A 14,895-nucleotide genomic window follows, 5' to 3' on the forward strand; every position below is an offset into this window, starting at 1 on the left:
AAATATCTATATATTTCAATAAGTTATGTAGATGGCACAGTTCTCGCTATAACGCTCTCCACACGCAACACCCGACAACAATAACAATCCTGGAGAGACACACCATGAGTGTGATCATTGCCTTGGCAGCCCTGGCGCTGCTGATGCTCGCTGCCTACCGTGGCTACAGCGTCATCCTCTTTGCCCCCATCGCCGCCCTCGGCGCGGTGCTGCTCACCGACCCGTCCGCCGTGGCGCCCGCCTTCACCGGCGTGTTCATGGAGAAGATGGTCGGCTTCATCAAGTTGTATTTCCCGGTGTTCCTGCTGGGCGCGGTGTTCGGCAAGCTGATCGAGCTGTCGGGCTTTTCCCGCTCCATCGTCGCGGCCGCGATCCGCCTGCTGGGCACCCGCCAGGCCATGCTGGTGATCGTACTGGTCTGCGCGCTGCTGACCTACGGCGGGGTCTCGCTGTTCGTGGTGGTGTTCGCGGTCTACCCCTTTGCCGCCGAGATGTTCCGCCAGAGCAACATCCCCAAGCGCCTGATCCCGGCGACCATCGCCCTGGGGGCGTTTTCCTTCACCATGGACGCCCTGCCCGGCACCCCGCAGATCCAGAACATCATCCCCAGCACCTTCTTCAATACCACCGCCTGGGCCGCGCCCTGGCTGGGGGTGATCGGCACCATCTTTGTGTTCTGCGCCGGCATGCTGTTCCTCCAGCGCCAGCGCAACAAGGCGCAGAAGGCCGGTGAAGGCTACGGCACCGAGCTGCGCAACGAGCCGGAAACCGCCGAAGACCTGGAGCTGCCCAACCCCTGGCTGGCGCTGTCGCCGTTGCTGCTGGTGGGCATCATGAACCTGCTGTTCACCCACTGGATTCCCCAGTGGTACGGCAAGACCCACAGCCTCAGCCTGCCGGGCATGGCGGCGCCGGTAACCAGCGAAATCGCCAAGCTGACCGCCATCTGGGCGGTGCAGGCGGCGTTGCTGGTAGGCATCCTGATGGTGCTGGTGTGCGGTTTCTCGGCGATTCGCAGCAAGCTCGCCGAAGGCAGCAAGAGCGCGGTCAGCGGCGCCCTGCTGGCGGCCATGAACACCGCCTCGGAATACGGCTTCGGTGCGGTGATCGCTTCCCTGCCGGGCTTCCTGGTGCTGGCCGACTGGCTCAAAAGCATCCCCAACCCGCTGGTCAACGAAGCCATTACCGTGACCCTGCTGGCGGGCATCACAGGTTCGGCCTCGGGCGGCATGAGCATCGCCCTGGCGGCCATGTCCGAAAGTTTCATCAGCGCCGCCCACGCTGCCAACATTCCCCTGGAAGTGCTGCACCGGGTGGCCGCCATGGCCAGCGGCGGCATGGACACCCTGCCCCACAACGGCGCGGTGATCACCCTGCTGGCGGTCACCGGGCTGACCCATCGCGAGGCCTACAAGGACATTTTCTGCATTACCCTGATCAAGACCCTGGCGGTCTTCGTCGTCATCGCCACTTTCTACGCCACCGGCATTGTGTGAGGTATTCATGACCACTCTTTCTGGCAAGACCGCCCTGGTCACCGGCTCCACCAGCGGCATCGGCCTGGGCATCGCCCTGGTGCTGGCCAAGGCCGGGGCCAAACTGATTCTCAACGGTTTTGGCGATGCCTCGAAGGCGATCGCCGAGGTCGCACAATTCGGCGGCCAGGTCGGCCATCACCCGGCGGATGTCAGCGACCCTGCGCAGATCGCCGAAATGTTCGCCTACGCCGAACGGGAGTTCGGCGGCGTCGACATCCTGGTCAACAACGCCGGCATCCAGCATGTGGCGGCGGTGGAGGAGTTCCCCGTGGAGCGCTGGGATTCGATCATCGCCATCAACCTGTCGTCGGTGTTCCACAGCACCCGCCTGGGGCTGCCGGGGATGCGCGCCAAGGGCTGGGGGCGGATCGTCAACATCGCCTCGGTGCACGGCCAGGTGGGCTCGGTGGGCAAGGCCGCCTATGTGGCGGCCAAGCACGGGGTGATCGGCCTGACCAAGGTGGTAGGCCTGGAAACCGCCACCAGCAACGTCACCTGCAACGCCATCTGCCCGGGCTGGGTGCTGACCCCGCTGGTGCAGAAGCAGATCGATGATCGCGTCGCGGCCGGCACCGACCCCCAACAGGCCCAGCATGATCTGCTGGCGGAAAAGCAACCGTCCCTGGCGTTCGTCACCCCGTCGCAACTGGGGGAACTGGTGCTATTTTTGTGCAGCGAAGCCGGCACCCAGGTGCGTGGTGCGGCGTGGAACATCGATGGCGGGTGGCTGGCGCAATGACGCGCGTCTCTGGCTGACGTCTTCGCCGGCAAGCCGGCTCCTACACGGCTGTGCTGGCCTGTGTAGGAGCTGGCTTGCCAGCGAACAGCTCCCCCTAAAAACAACAATAAGAACACGAGGCCTTGCATGTCCGACCTACTCTGGCAACCCAGCGCCGAGCGCATCGGCAAGACGCGGATGGATGCCTTTCGCCGCTTCGTCAATCAGCGCCACGGCCTGAATATTCACGACTACCCCGCCCTGCACCAGTGGAGCATCGACCAGCGAGAAAGCTTCTGGCAGGCGATCGTCGACTTCTTCGAGGTCAGCTTCCACCAGCCTGCTGAATGCGTGCTGCGCGAAGGCCCACAGATGCCCAGCGCCCAATGGTTTCCAGGGGCCACGCTGAACTTCGCCGAGCACCTGCTCAAGCGCCGGGACGACGCGGTGGCGGTGGTGGCTATCAACGAGAACGGCCAGCGCGAACAATTGACCCACGCCGAACTGGCGGCCCAGGTGGCCGGCCTGCAACGCAGCCTGCGGGACGCTGGAGTCGGCCTCGGTGACCGGGTTGCCGCTTGCATGCCCAACACCTGGCAGACCCTGGTGGGCATGCTCGCCAGCACCAGCCTCGGGGCCGTATGGTCCAGCTGCTCGCCGGATTTCGGCACCCAGGGGGTGGTCGACCGCTTCGGCCAGATCGAGCCCAAGGTGCTGATCACCTGCGCCGGCTACCGCTACGCCGGCAAGGACATCGACCAGACGGCCAAGGTCAACCAGATCCTCGAGCGCCTGCCGTCCCTGGAGCAGTTGCTGATCGTGCCCTACGCCCGCTCGCAGGCCCGGGCCGAGGACTACCGCACCCCGGCCAGCGTCAGCCTGTGGGACGACTTCTACCGCCCCGGCGGCGAGCCCGAATTCGTTCCGGTGCCCTTCGCCCATCCGCTGTACATCCTCTACTCCAGCGGTACTACCGGGGTGCCCAAGTGCATCGTCCACGGCACCGGCGGGGTGCTGCTGCAACACCTCAAGGAACACGGCCTGCACGCTGACCTGGGCCCCGGCGAGCGCCTGTTCTACTACACCACCTGCGGCTGGATGATGTGGAACTGGCTGGTCTCGGCCCTGGCCACCGGGGCCAGCCTGGTGCTCTACGATGGCTCGCCGTTCCATCCCGGCAACGAGCACCTGATGGACCTGATCGACCGCGAAGCCATCAGCGTCTTCGGCACCAGCCCCAAGTACCTGGCAGCTCTGGAAAAGGCCGGCAGCCGGCCGCGCCAGAGCCACCGCCTGGAGAGCCTGAAGACCCTGCTGTGCACCGGCTCGCCGCTGTCGCCGCAGAGCTACGACTACGTGTACCGTGAGATCAAGAGCGAGCTGTGCCTGGCCTCGATGTCCGGCGGCACCGATATCGTCGCCTGCTTCGTCGCCGGCAATCCGATACAACCGGTGCGCCGCGGCGAGATGCAAGGCAAAGGCCTGGGCATGGCCATCGAAGTGTGGAACGACCAGGGCCAGCCGGTGATCGGCGAGAAAGGCGAGCTGGTGTGCACCCGGCACTTCCCCAGCATTCCCGTGGGCCTGTGGCACGACCCGGACCAGAGCAAGCTCAAGGCCTCGTACTTCAGCCTGTTCCCCGGCGTCTGGGCCCAGGGCGACTACGCCGAACAACTGGCCGAGGGTGGCTGGCTGATCCATGGGCGTTCAGACGCCGTGCTCAACCCCGGCGGGGTGCGTATCGGCACCGCGGAAATCTACCGCCAGGTTGAAAAGCTGGAGCAGGTCCTGGAAAGCCTGGCCATCGGCCAGAGCTGGGAGCAGGACGTGCGGGTGGTGCTGTTCGTGCGCCTGCAAGACGGCGTGGAGCTCGATGAAGCCTTGCAGGAACACATTCGCCAGGTGATTCGCAGCAACACCACGCCGCGCCATGTGCCGGCGAAGATCCTCGCGGTCACGGACATTCCCCGCACCATCAGCGGCAAGATCGTCGAACTGGCGGTGCGCAACGTGGTGCACGGCCTGCCGGTGAAGAACACCGACGCCCTGGCCAACCCCGAGGCCCTGGAGCAGTTTCGCGACCGCGAGGAACTGCGCAGCTGACCCCGCCCCTTGCAGGAGCCGGCTTGCCGGCGAAGGCGTCGCCCAGGTCGGCGCGCTAGGCAATGGCCACTTCGCTGGCAAGCCGGCTCCTACGGGCTACCGCATCCCCAGGCATCACGGTGATAACCGTTCAGCCCCTCTAGACTGGTCATCTGCCGCAAAAGCGGGTGAAAATGTGCGCGCCGAAAACGCCTACAATCCATCCGTTTGAATATGCACCGCATGTCCATGCGACTTTTCGAGTGCGCGAGCCTGTGGCGTCGCCGCGTAATACCGCACCACCCAGGACACCTTCGACATGAATGGCCCCCACTCCGGCAGCGAAGCCGCCAACCTGATTGCCCGCCTGGACTGGTCGGCCACTCCCCTCGGAGAATCCGGCCACTGGCCCCAGAGCCTGCGCACCGCCGTGGACATCGTGATCCATTCGCCGATGCCGATGCTGCTGCTGTGGGGCGCCGAGCTGACGCAGATCTACAACGACGGCTTCGCCCTGCTGGCGGGCAACAAGCACCCCAGTGCCTTCGGCCACCCGGCGCACCTGACCTGGCCGGAACTGATGGACTTCACCGACCCGATCTACCGCGCTGTGCTCAACGGCCAGGTGCGCACCTTCAGCGAACAGCGCTTCAGCCTGCAACGCACCAACGGCAGCGAATACGACCTGTGGCTGGACCTGACCTACAGCCCAATCCGCAACGAACGCGGCGACGTCGCCGGAATCCTGGTCACCGCCATCGAGACCAACGAGCGCCGGCGCATCGCCCTGGAACTGCAGCAGCGCTCCGACGATAGCCTGCGCGCCCAGCACGAGACCGAAGAGCGCCTGCAACTGGCCCTGGCGGCCACCGACGCGGTGGGCACCTGGGATTGGGACATCGGCGAAGACCGCTTCATCGCCGACGCGCATTTCGCCCAGTTGCACAGCGTCGATCCGCAGCAGTCCCGGCAACTGCCCATCAGCGAATACCTCAAGGGCGTGCACCCGGAGGACCGCGGCATGGTGGCCCGGGGCATCAAGCATTGCATCACCCACGGCACCGAATACGCCGAGGAGTACCGCCTGCAACTGGCCGACGGCCAACTGCGCTGGGTGTTCGCCCGAGGCCGCTGCTACAAGGACCACCATGGCCGGCCGACGCGTTTTCTCGGCGCGGCCCTGGACCTCACCGAACGCAAGCAGATGGAACAGGCGCTGCGCCAGAGCCAGACCGAGCTGCAACTGATCATCAATGCCATGCCCGTGCTGATCGGCTATGTCGACCACGAGGAACGCTTTCGCCTGAACAACAGCGCCTACCTGGACTGGTACGGCCTGACCCCGCAAGAGCTGTACGGCAAGAGCATCCGCGAAGTGGTCGGCGACGAGATCTACGCCACTCGCGCCGAGAACATCAAGGCCGCACTGGCCGGCAAGCCGTGCAGCTTCGAGGCCAACTCGCCGCACCGCGACGGCCGGCCGCGCCATGCCCTGATGAAGTACCTGCCGCGTTACGGCGCCGACGGCGCGATCAATGGTTTCTACATCTTTGTCATCGACGAAACCGAGCGCCGGCAGACCGAAGAAGCCCTGCGCAATCTCAACGAAACCCTGGAGGAACGGGTCAACCAGCGGACCGAGGCCCTGGCCACTGCCAACCAGCGCCTGCAGAACGAAATGTTCGAGCGCGAACGCGCCGAAGACGCCCTGCGCCATGCGCAGAAGATGGAAGCCGTGGGCCAGCTCACCGGCGGCATCGCCCACGACTTCAACAACATGCTCACCGGCATCATCGGCAGCCTGGACCTGATGCAGCGCTATATCGACAACGGCCGCGGCGCCGAGATCGGCCGCTTCACCGAAGCGGCCATGTCCTCGGCCAAACGCGCGGCGTCCCTGACCCACCGCCTGCTGGCGTTCTCCCGGCGCCAGTCCCTGGACCGCCAGCCCCTAGACCCCAACCAGCTGGTGCGCTCGCTGCAAGAGCTGTTCAACCACACCAAGGGCGAGCACATCGAGCTGCAGATGCAATTGGCGGACGGCGTGTGGCCGGTGAACACCGACGCCAGCCAGCTGGAAAATGCCCTGCTCAACCTGGTGATCAACGCCCGCGACGCCATGCCCGACGGCGGCAGGCTGCTGATCGAAACCGCCAACAGCTACCTCGACGGCAGCGACATCAGCACCCTGGAACCGGTCAAGGCCGGAGACTACGTGATGCTCGGCGTCAGCGACAACGGCGCCGGCATGAGCCCGCGGATCCTGGCCAAGGCCTTCGACCCGTTCTTCACCACCAAGCCCATCGGCCAGGGCACGGGCCTGGGACTGTCGATGATCTACGGCTTCGCCCAGCAGTCCGGCGGCCACGTGACCATCAGCAGCGAACCGGACCAGGGCACCTGCGTGCGCCTGTACCTGCCAAGGCTGTTCGCCGCACCACTGGACAGCGCCGAACCCGCCACCCTCAACCAGGCGCCCCAGGCCATCGCCGGGGAAACCGTGGTGGTGGTGGAAGACGACCCGGCAGTGCGCATGCTGGTGCTCAATGTCCTCGCCGAACTGGGCTACCGCGCCTTCGAGGCCGAAGATGCGCGCAGCGCCCTGCCCTTGCTGGAATCGCCGATGCGCGTCGACCTGCTGGTGACCGATGTCGGCCTGCCGGGCATGAATGGCCGGCAACTGGCGGAGATCGCCCGCCAGCAGCGGCCCGGGCTCAAGGTGCTGTTCATGACCGGCTACGCGGAAAAGGCGGCCGAGCGCCAGGGCTTCCTGGAGCCGGGCATGGACCTGATGGCCAAGCCGTTTTCCATTGAGGAAATGGCCCAGAAGATTCGTCAGATGATCGGCCGCGCGTCCTGAATTCAGGCATAATCCGCGGCCGCCGATTTCCCGCTACAAGGTCACCCGCCCATGAAAGCCCAAGCCCGCCACATCCTGGTGAAAACCGCCGAAGAGGCTGAACAGCTCAAGCAGCGCATCGCCAAGGGTGAAGCCTTCGACGTACTGGCGAAGAAATACTCCACTTGCCCATCCGGCAAGCGCGGCGGCGACCTGGGGGAAGTGCGCCCGGGGCAGATGGTCGGTGCCATCGACCAGGTCATTTTCAAGAAGCCCCTGCGCACCGTGCATGGCCCGATCAAGAGCAAGTTCGGCTATCACCTGGTGCAAGTCTTCTTCCGCGACTGACCCCGAGCCCTGTAGGAGCTGGCTTGCCAGCGAAAACGCCCGCAAGGTCAACGCCCGGTTCAATGGCCTCTTCGCCGGCAAGCCGGCTCCTACAACCTCCACCTGCCCTGCAGGAGCTGGCTTGCCAGCGAAGACTTCCGCGACTGACCTCGGGCCCTGTAGGAGCTGGCTTGCCAGCGAAGGCGCACGCAAGGTCAACGCACGGTTCAATGGCGAGGGATCAGGGCGCCGGAGTGCTGGATGACCTGGCTCGCCAGCCGGTGCCCGGCCTCTGCCGCTTGCACCGGGCTGCCGCCCAGCATGCGCCGGGCCAGATAGGCTGCGCTGAACGAATCCCCGGCCGCCGTGGTGTCAACTACCTGCTCCACCCGCTGGGCCGGCACCTCGAAAGCACCGCCCGCCACGCGAATCAGGCAGGGCTCGGCGCCCCGCTTGAGCACCACCTCCGGAATGCCCTGATACGCCGCGAACACCGCTTCGGCATCCGGATAGGCAAACAGCGCTTGCTCATCCTCCAGGGTCAGCAATGCCAGATCCACCTGGGGCAATACTTCGCGGTACGCCGCCCGGGCCTGTTCGACCGACGCCCACAGGCGCGACCGGTAGTTGTTGTCGAAGACTATCAGCGCCTGGCGCTGGCGCGCCTCGGCCAGGGTCTGCAACAACTTCCCGCGCCCCACCTCCCCCAGCACCGCCAGGGTGATGCCGCTGAAATACAGCACATCGTAATGCTTCAGCGCTTCGAGGATCGGCCCAGCCGCCACCGTGGTGAAGCAGTCGCGCACTGCCGCCTCGTTGCGCCAGTAGAGAAAGCGCCGCTCGCCCCGGGTGTCGGTCTGGATGCAATACAGCCCAGGCAGGCGCCCCGGCAAGCGCTGCACCCGCTCCAGGCCGATGCCCTCCGCCGCCCACCCCTGGCACATGGCATCACTGAAGCTGTCATCGCCCAGGGCGGTGACGTAATCCACCCGCCCGGCCTCGCCCAATTCCCGCGCGAGGTACACCGCGGCGTTCAGGGTGTCGCCGCCAAAGCTCTGTTGCAGGCTGCCGTCATGATGCTGCTGCAACTCGATCATGCATTCGCCGATGGCCGCGATGCGTTTCTTCCTGTCCATGTTCCTGACCTCCCCTCAAAGCACATTCCACCGGGTAGGAGCTGGCTTGCCAGCGAAGGCCTCCGCAAGGCCTGCGCCTCATCAAAGGCCTCTTCGCCGGCGAGCCGGCTCCTGCAGACCCTGCATATCCCCGGCTCCGGCGATCAGAAACAGGTTTCCAGATTCTCGATCACCTGCAGGCGCTCATCCACCAGCAACCCGGTGCGCCATTTGTCGAAGGTCAGGCAGGGGTGCGAAGTACCGAAGGAAATGATGTCGCCAATGCGCAGCTCCACTCCCGGCGCCACCGTGAGAAACGCATGCTGGTCCATCACCGCAGTGACCTTGCACGCCCCCACGTCATCCCCGGCACTGGCCTGGGCCCCGGCGCGATAACGCCGCAGCGGCACCGGCAAGCCGGCGTCATAGGCCACATCGCGCTTGCCCAGGGCCACCACGGCAAAGCCCGGCTCCGGCAGCGACTGCACATGGGCCCAGACCTCCATGGCCGGGCGCAGGCCCTCCTCCAGGTCGGCGCGGCGATCCAGCACGCAGCACTGCGCCTCTTTATAGATGCCATGGTCATGAGCCACGTAACTGCCCGGACGCAGCACACTGAGGAAGCGGCCCTTGGCGTTGTGGGTCTCGAAGGATTCGGCAATCAGGTCATACCAGGCTGACCCCGAGGCGGTGATAATCGGCCGCTCGATGGCGAACAGCCCGTCGTTGTGCAGGTCCACCGCCAGGCGCACCAGGGAGTCGGCGAACTGGCGGATGCCGCTGATGGCCTGATCGCCATGGATCACCCCTTCATAACCTTCGATACCGCACAGCGCCAGGGCCGGCTGCGCCTGGATCGCCTTGGCCAGGGCCAGCACCTCCTGCTCGGTGCGGCAACCGCAACGCCCACCGACCACGCCGTACTCGATCATCACCTTGAGCGTGACCCCACGCTGGGCGAAAAACGCCCCCAGGTCGGCGACGCTGTCCGGGTGATCGACCATGCAATAGAAATCGAAATCCGGATCCGCCAGCAGCTCGGCGATCAGCGCCATGTTCGGCGCCCCCACCAGCTGGTTGGCCATCAACACCCGGCGCACGCCATGGGCATAGGCAGCGCGAGTCTGTACCGCAGTGGCCAGGGTGATGCCCCAGGCGCCGGCGTCCAACTGCCGCTGAAACAGCGCGGGCATCATGCTGGTCTTGCCGTGGGGCGCCAGCTCGGCGCCGCTGTCACTGACGAACTTCTGCATCCAGCGGATGTTGTGTTCCAGGGCCTCGCGGTGCAGCACCAGGGCCGGCAGGCTGACGTCTTGCAACAGGCTCGCGCCCTGGGCAGCGGCGCCCTTTTCCACCAGTGGCAGGTTCAATACGGAAGACATCTTGGCACTCCTTATCAAGGCAGCTGCGCACAGCCGCGAAACAGTCATCAATCGTTGATACGCCGGGCCAGACGGTTGGCACTGTCGATCAGCACCCGGCGATATTGCTGGTAATTGCGCTGGGCATCGGCCCTGGGCGCGACGATGCAGAGCGTGCAGATGCACACCCCGTGCTCATCGCGCACCGGTGCGGCAAAACAATGGGTAAAGGTGTCGGCCACGCTGTCGAAGGAAAAGAACCCATCCTCGGTGGCTTGGCGGATTTGCTTGAGAAACGTCTCCAAGGGCAGACGCTCACCGTCGGGCAGAACGAAGTCCCGTTCATCGATCAGGTCGACAATCTGCCCATCGCTCAAATGCCCCAGCAGCAACCGCCCGGAAGCGGTCCAGGGAATCGGCGCGTTCTCGCCGATATTCGAGGAAATGCGGAAGTGCCGCTCGCCCTCCTTCATCAGCGCCACCGTGTATTTGCGCCCGTTGAGCAGGCACATCTGCGCGGTTTCCTGGGTCTGGCGGACGATTTCCTGCAAGACCTGATCGGCCTCGCGGCTCAGGTCGAAATGACGCAAATGGGCCTGGCCGAGAAAGTACAACTGGCGGCCCAGGTACACATGCCCCTCCTGGCCCACCGGCTCCAGTACCCGCCGCTCCAGCAGGGAAGCCACCAACTCATAGACCGTGGACTTGGGGCTGCCAATACCCTTGGCAATATCGTTGGGCCGCAACGGCTGGCCGATCTCCTTGAGGAAATCGAGAATGTCGAACGCCCGATCCAGGCCCTTGGCCCGACGCTTGATGTTGTCTTCGCTCATCTACCTGCGCCCCCTCTATCGACCCGTAGGAGCCGGCTTGCCGGCGAAGAGGCCCTCAAGCCTTGGCCACCCTCAGGGGCGCCTTCGCCGGCAAGCCAGCTCCTACAGGCCAGCTCCTACAGACCGTGGCCATCAGGCCTTCTTCTTGTAGGCCACGCAATCGATCTCGACCTTGCAATCCACCATCATGCTGGCCTGCACACAGGCCCGGGCCGGCGCGTGTTCGGGCTTGAAGTACTCACCGAACACCTTGTTGAAACTCCAGAAATCCCGCGGGTCCTCCAGCCACACGCCAACCCGCACCACATCCTCCAGGCCATACCCGGCCTCTTCGAGAATGGCCACCAGATTGCGCAGCGTCTGATGCGTCTGCTCGACGATCCCACCGTGAATGATCTCGCCATCCAGCGCCGGCACCTGGCCGGACACATGCAGCCAACCATCGGCCTCGACCGCGCGAGCGAAAGGACGCGGCTGGCCACCGCCTGCGGTGCTACCGGTGCCGTAACGGGTGATGCTCATGAGAGGTTCTCCTGGTTGAAGGCTGGCCATCTGGCGGCGACGGCCTGGAAACCCAAAGATATCGAACAAATAATTCCGCTATAACGGAACAAAGAATGAAATAGCGGAAAAGACGCCCGAGTGTGCCATGGAGAACAAAGGAGACAACAGAGGGGGATAGCAAAACTTTTCGGAACCAGGAACGGAAGGATATTAGAAACAGCCGCCAGCCTATGTCAGGCATTTCTGTATTTGCTGAAGGCACACTCAAGTGGCTGGTGACGGTGCTCGCCACCTTCTACATTCCGTTGCGTCGCAGCAGTCCGCACCGCCCGGGACATGCTGGACAGCGTCACCGGCATGACCAGCCGCAACGCCGATCACCTCGACCTTGAGCGCTTCTCCAGCGTGGCGATCCTGTTGTTGCAGGGCAGCTGCGATGTGTTGCATGCAGTTGAGCAACGGGCAATGGATCTGCCCGGGGAGTAATGGTCAGGCTTCGCAAAAACAACACAAAAGTGTTGTACAGAAATATGAATGTTGTACCGTGCAGAAATCCAAGCCATGAGGCGAGGTGATGAAATTCAGCGAATTCAGACGGTGGTTGAAAGCTCAAGGCGTGGTCTTCGAGGCCGGTAAAGGCAGCCACTTCAAAGTCACGGCCCCAAACGGCAACAAGACCACCTTCGCGGATCACGGCAGCAAGGAAATGCCCGAACCCACCCGCAAGGCAATCATCAGGCAATTGGGGCTCTAGGACTCTCATCCATTCTCTGCATGCTGAAACGTCGCCTCCGAGGAGTGACCATGTACGACTACGCCATTCGCTTCGAGCAAGACCGTGCACCGGGAGTGGCGGTCTTCTGCCGCGATCTGCCCGAACTCAATAGCTTTGGCGATGATCCTGAGCACGCCATCAACCAGGCCATCGACGCGCTCGAAACCACGCTGTCCCTTTACGTCGACCAGCGCCGCGCCATTCCCCCAGCCTCTGAGCCGCTACCAGGGGAACAGGTCATTCATTTGCCAATGGTGACCGTGGCCAAGATAGCGCTGTGGAACACGATGATGGAGCGGGACATGCGCAAGGCCGATCTATGCCGACTGCTCGGAATCCACCAGGCCCAGGGAGATCGCCTGGTGGACTTTCTACACAGCTCCAAAATGGAACAGCTGGAAAATGCCCTCGCAGCCCTAGGTAAACGTCTTGCAGTATCAGTGGAGGCGGCATAGCCCAAAACGGATAGCCAGCACGATGGCCGAACGCAGGCATTGATCCGTGGGCAACCCGGCAGGACGCCGGGTTAGCCGCAGTGGGCCTCAATCAACATCAGCCACGCACAACACCCACCACAGATTCCGCGCCCCCTGGCAGGCGACATAGGCAGAAGAAATAGTCGAATTCCTGGTCAACTCACACCAATCAGGACTATCAAACCGATACACCACCAGCTCGGAAAACGGCGCCGGAAACACAGCATCCAGCGCTTCGAACACCACCTGGCGGGCATTGGCCATGGACCCTCCACGGGTGGACGGATGACACCCGCCCCGCAGCAGCGCCGCCAGCAACGAGCCCTCGAACTCGTATCGATTGAGCATGGAAAAGGGCCCGAACTCAGGCTCGATCTGCCCGATGGCCGTCGAGCTGGCGAGGCCGCTGAAACGCTCGAGAAACTCGGCCAGTCGCGGCCTCTCACCCAGCACCTTGATGACGGGGTCAGGTTTGAAGAAGCAGGACACCACCTCGCCACACTGAGCGAGCACCGCCAGAAGCTCGGCAAGGGGCTGCTTGTCGACGACAAACTCGCTGGCAGCGGTCAATGGCGCTACCGCATCGTGCTTCAGGTTTTCATCTTGATTCATGCTTAAGCACCCGAGGTTGATCACAAACAGGCAAGCACCCCAGCGGCTACCGCACCCTGGGCTTTTGCAACCGCAGATAACTGCAACGGCACCGCTCGGAGCGAACAGGCCGGGGGGGGCGACAATGTATCGGCCGCACAGTTGAACGGCAAACCCGAAAACCATCCCCCCACAGCCCCTTCGTGCCTACGCCTTGAAGGTCAAAATCGGCGAAAACCGCGCTATTACCGACACCGTGCCCTCTTCCACCTGGGACTGGATCACCTGGCCAATTTCCTTGTAGGCCCCCGGTGCTTCTTCGATCATCCGCTCTTCCTTGGTGGTGATGCACTCCACGCCCTGCAGGCCGAGGAAGGCCTTGTCCTTCTTGGCCTTGAACACCACCTCGCTGCGCGACATGGAGCGTCCGGCGCCGTGGCTGGCCGAGCGCAGCCAACGTTCGTTGCCCAGCCCGGTGAGCAGGTAGGAGTCATGCCCCATGCTCCCCGGAATCAGCAGCGGCTGCCCGGCATAGGCCGGTGTGGCGCCTTTGCGGTGGACGTTGCCGCCTTCCTCGCGCAGTACGATGTTGTGCGGTACATCGACAATCAGCGGCGCTTCGATGCCCGCGCCGAACACCTGCCGAGTGCGCTGGCGCACCATTTCGGCGATCAGTGCGCGGTTGGCGTCGGCGTAGTGCGCGGCGCTGTGCATGGCCAGCAGGTACTCATCGGCCATCTCGCCAAACAAGGCGAAGATCTTCGAATCGGGATGCTTGATCCCGGCCGGCCACAGGGCCTTGGCCTTGTCCATCCAGCGTCGGCCTACATAGAAGCCCACGTCGCGAGAGCCGGTGTGGATCATCATCACCACCTGCCCCACGGACAGGCCCTGGGCGAAACAGGCCTGGCGATCCACCAGTTCAGTGACCACCTGGATCTCGACAAAGTGATTACCACCTCCCAGGGAACCCAGGCCCGGGTCGCGAAGGATCTTGCGCGAAAGGTCTTGCAGGGCCTCCGGTGCATAGTCGGCGCTGCCGCGGGCAAAGGACGACTCATGCAGGCCCGAAAGCTCACGCTGCAACTGGGCGAAATCCGCCCCGGCAAACAGCCCGATCGGGTCCTGTTGCTGTACCTGAGCCCAGAAATCCCCCAGCCCCGAAGCAAACAGTGCGCTCATGGCCGTGGGGCTGGTGGGAATATTGCGCGTGCCTTCCAGCAGATCGCCACGCACCAGGGCGGTCCACTTGGCCTTTTGCGCCATGAACTGCTCGTAGTTCAGCCCCAGCTTGTGCAGGCGCATGCCGCAATTGATGTCGGTGCCGATAGCTTGCGGCACCACCATGTCGTGGCTGGTGACGATCACGCTGCCCACCGGAATCGGGCTGCCGGTATGGAAATCCGGCGTGGCGCAGGCGCACTTCACTTCGCCGCCATGGGGGTGGGCGACCTTGGCGAAATCCATCAGTTGCAGGATGGCTTTCTCTTCGATGGCAAAACTGTCGGGCAGCAGCAGATCCACCTTGAGGCCGGCGTCATTGGTGGACGAGATAGAGAGGGAATTGGAATTCAGGCGTTCGATGGCCACCCCGGAACGGGCGAGCTTGTGCTGAATTCTTTTCAGAGGAGTCTTGGTCATTTTTCAACTGCTTTTCTTGGACGCAACAAAACAACCACCCTTTTGGTGGCTGGAATTGTCTGGTCAGCAGCGAAACTTAGACGGCGCGAATAATG

14 protein-coding genes are annotated in these 14,895 nt (G+C 63.8%); 8 read left to right on the forward strand and 6 right to left on the reverse strand.

Features of this window, described 5'->3' with window-relative positions:
• The first annotated feature begins 104 nt into the window (after positions 1-104).
• The 5 genes from KI242_RS18740 to KI242_RS18760 all read left to right on the forward strand — a co-directional run bounded on the left by KI242_RS18740 (position 105) and on the right by KI242_RS18760 (position 7,525).
• Positions 105-1,496 carry a GntP family permease gene (locus KI242_RS18740; RefSeq protein ID WP_015636018.1) on the forward strand — a complete coding sequence of 464 codons (1,392 nt, stop codon included), beginning with the start codon at positions 105-107 and terminating at the stop codon, positions 1,494-1,496.
• A 7-nt stretch (positions 1,497-1,503) separates the two neighbouring features.
• Positions 1,504-2,277, forward strand: coding sequence for a 3-hydroxybutyrate dehydrogenase (gene hbdH / locus KI242_RS18745; protein WP_161467001.1), 774 nt, complete (start codon positions 1,504-1,506; stop codon positions 2,275-2,277).
• Between the two features lie 126 nt (positions 2,278-2,403).
• Complete coding sequence (locus KI242_RS18750) at positions 2,404-4,359, forward strand: acetoacetate--CoA ligase (protein WP_212805427.1); 1,956 nt, start codon at positions 2,404-2,406, stop codon at positions 4,357-4,359.
• Between the two features lie 298 nt (positions 4,360-4,657).
• Positions 4,658-7,198 carry a PAS domain-containing protein gene (locus KI242_RS18755; protein ID WP_011061855.1) on the forward strand — a complete coding sequence of 847 codons (2,541 nt, stop codon included), beginning with the start codon at positions 4,658-4,660 and terminating at the stop codon, positions 7,196-7,198.
• Between the two features lie 51 nt (positions 7,199-7,249).
• Positions 7,250-7,525, forward strand: coding sequence for a peptidylprolyl isomerase (locus tag KI242_RS18760; RefSeq protein ID WP_011061856.1), 276 nt, complete (start codon positions 7,250-7,252; stop codon positions 7,523-7,525).
• 206 nt (positions 7,526-7,731) lie between these two features.
• Here the strand turns inward: KI242_RS18760 and KI242_RS18765 are convergent, their stop codons facing one another.
• The 4 genes from KI242_RS18765 to KI242_RS18780 all read right to left on the reverse strand — a co-directional run bounded on the left by KI242_RS18765 (position 7,732) and on the right by KI242_RS18780 (position 11,335).
• Entirely contained in the window at positions 7,732-8,640 is a 909-nt protein-coding gene (locus KI242_RS18765) for a sugar kinase (RefSeq protein WP_212805428.1), read from the reverse strand.
• A gap of 143 nt (positions 8,641-8,783) precedes the next feature.
• Positions 8,784-10,001 carry an amino acid deaminase gene (locus tag KI242_RS18770; protein WP_015636023.1) on the reverse strand — a complete coding sequence of 406 codons (1,218 nt, stop codon included), beginning with the start codon at positions 9,999-10,001 and terminating at the stop codon, positions 8,784-8,786.
• 47 nt (positions 10,002-10,048) lie between these two features.
• Positions 10,049-10,813 (reverse strand): IclR family transcriptional regulator, encoded by a 765-nt coding sequence (locus KI242_RS18775; protein WP_212805429.1) that lies wholly within the window; start codon positions 10,811-10,813, stop codon positions 10,049-10,051.
• 132 nt (positions 10,814-10,945) lie between these two features.
• The gene (locus tag KI242_RS18780) at positions 10,946-11,335 is read right to left on the reverse strand and encodes a RidA family protein (RefSeq protein WP_011061860.1); all 390 of its coding nucleotides are present in this window, start codon (positions 11,333-11,335) and stop codon (positions 10,946-10,948) included.
• 318 nt (positions 11,336-11,653) lie between these two features.
• Here KI242_RS18780 and KI242_RS18785 point away from each other — a divergent pair, with 318 nt between their 5' ends.
• From KI242_RS18785 to KI242_RS18795, 3 genes are all read left to right on the forward strand, one after another.
• Positions 11,654-11,803, forward strand: coding sequence for a hypothetical protein (locus tag KI242_RS18785; RefSeq protein ID WP_155494419.1), 150 nt, complete (start codon positions 11,654-11,656; stop codon positions 11,801-11,803).
• Between the two features lie 88 nt (positions 11,804-11,891).
• Complete coding sequence (locus KI242_RS18790; protein ID WP_053159224.1) at positions 11,892-12,071, forward strand: type II toxin-antitoxin system HicA family toxin; 180 nt, start codon at positions 11,892-11,894, stop codon at positions 12,069-12,071.
• A gap of 50 nt (positions 12,072-12,121) precedes the next feature.
• Entirely contained in the window at positions 12,122-12,547 is a 426-nt protein-coding gene (locus KI242_RS18795; RefSeq protein WP_053159226.1) for a type II toxin-antitoxin system HicB family antitoxin, read from the forward strand.
• An 87-nt stretch (positions 12,548-12,634) separates the two neighbouring features.
• On the opposite strand, the gene KI242_RS18800 is transcribed toward KI242_RS18795, so the two are convergent.
• Positions 12,635-13,180: a hypothetical protein gene (locus KI242_RS18800; protein WP_053159228.1), complete on the reverse strand. Its 546-nt coding sequence runs from the start codon at positions 13,178-13,180 to the stop codon at positions 12,635-12,637.
• 186 nt (positions 13,181-13,366) lie between these two features.
• Positions 13,367-14,800, reverse strand: coding sequence for an RtcB family protein (locus KI242_RS18805; RefSeq protein ID WP_019095389.1), 1,434 nt, complete (start codon positions 14,798-14,800; stop codon positions 13,367-13,369).
• Positions 14,801-14,895 lie beyond the last annotated feature (95 nt).

The sequence above is a fragment of the Pseudomonas sp. Eqa60 genome, assembly GCF_018326405.1.
Classification (GTDB): Bacteria; Pseudomonadota; Gammaproteobacteria; order Pseudomonadales; family Pseudomonadaceae; genus Aquipseudomonas; species Aquipseudomonas protegens.

Excerpts from the sequence above, each read along its gene's own strand:
- KI242_RS18740 (WP_015636018.1), top strand. The coding sequence starts at position 105 with ATGAGTGTGATCATTGCCTTGGCAGCCCTGGCGCTGCTGATGCTCGCT.
- hbdH (WP_161467001.1), top strand. The coding sequence starts at position 1,504 with ATGACCACTCTTTCTGGCAAGACCGCCCTGGTCACCGGCTCCACCAGC.
- KI242_RS18750 (WP_212805427.1), top strand. The coding sequence starts at position 2,404 with ATGTCCGACCTACTCTGGCAACCCAGCGCCGAGCGCATCGGCAAGACG.
- KI242_RS18755 (WP_011061855.1), top strand. The coding sequence starts at position 4,658 with ATGAATGGCCCCCACTCCGGCAGCGAAGCCGCCAACCTGATTGCCCGC.
- KI242_RS18760 (WP_011061856.1), top strand. The coding sequence starts at position 7,250 with ATGAAAGCCCAAGCCCGCCACATCCTGGTGAAAACCGCCGAAGAGGCT.
- KI242_RS18765 (WP_212805428.1), bottom strand. The coding sequence starts at position 8,640 with ATGGACAGGAAGAAACGCATCGCGGCCATCGGCGAATGCATGATCGAG.
- KI242_RS18770 (WP_015636023.1), bottom strand. The coding sequence starts at position 10,001 with ATGTCTTCCGTATTGAACCTGCCACTGGTGGAAAAGGGCGCCGCTGCC.
- KI242_RS18775 (WP_212805429.1), bottom strand. The coding sequence starts at position 10,813 with ATGAGCGAAGACAACATCAAGCGTCGGGCCAAGGGCCTGGATCGGGCG.
- KI242_RS18780 (WP_011061860.1), bottom strand. The coding sequence starts at position 11,335 with ATGAGCATCACCCGTTACGGCACCGGTAGCACCGCAGGCGGTGGCCAG.
- KI242_RS18785 (WP_155494419.1), top strand. The coding sequence starts at position 11,654 with ATGCTGGACAGCGTCACCGGCATGACCAGCCGCAACGCCGATCACCTC.
- KI242_RS18790 (WP_053159224.1), top strand. The coding sequence starts at position 11,892 with ATGAAATTCAGCGAATTCAGACGGTGGTTGAAAGCTCAAGGCGTGGTC.
- KI242_RS18795 (WP_053159226.1), top strand. The coding sequence starts at position 12,122 with ATGTACGACTACGCCATTCGCTTCGAGCAAGACCGTGCACCGGGAGTG.
- KI242_RS18800 (WP_053159228.1), bottom strand. The coding sequence starts at position 13,180 with ATGAATCAAGATGAAAACCTGAAGCACGATGCGGTAGCGCCATTGACC.
- KI242_RS18805 (WP_019095389.1), bottom strand. The coding sequence starts at position 14,800 with ATGACCAAGACTCCTCTGAAAAGAATTCAGCACAAGCTCGCCCGTTCC.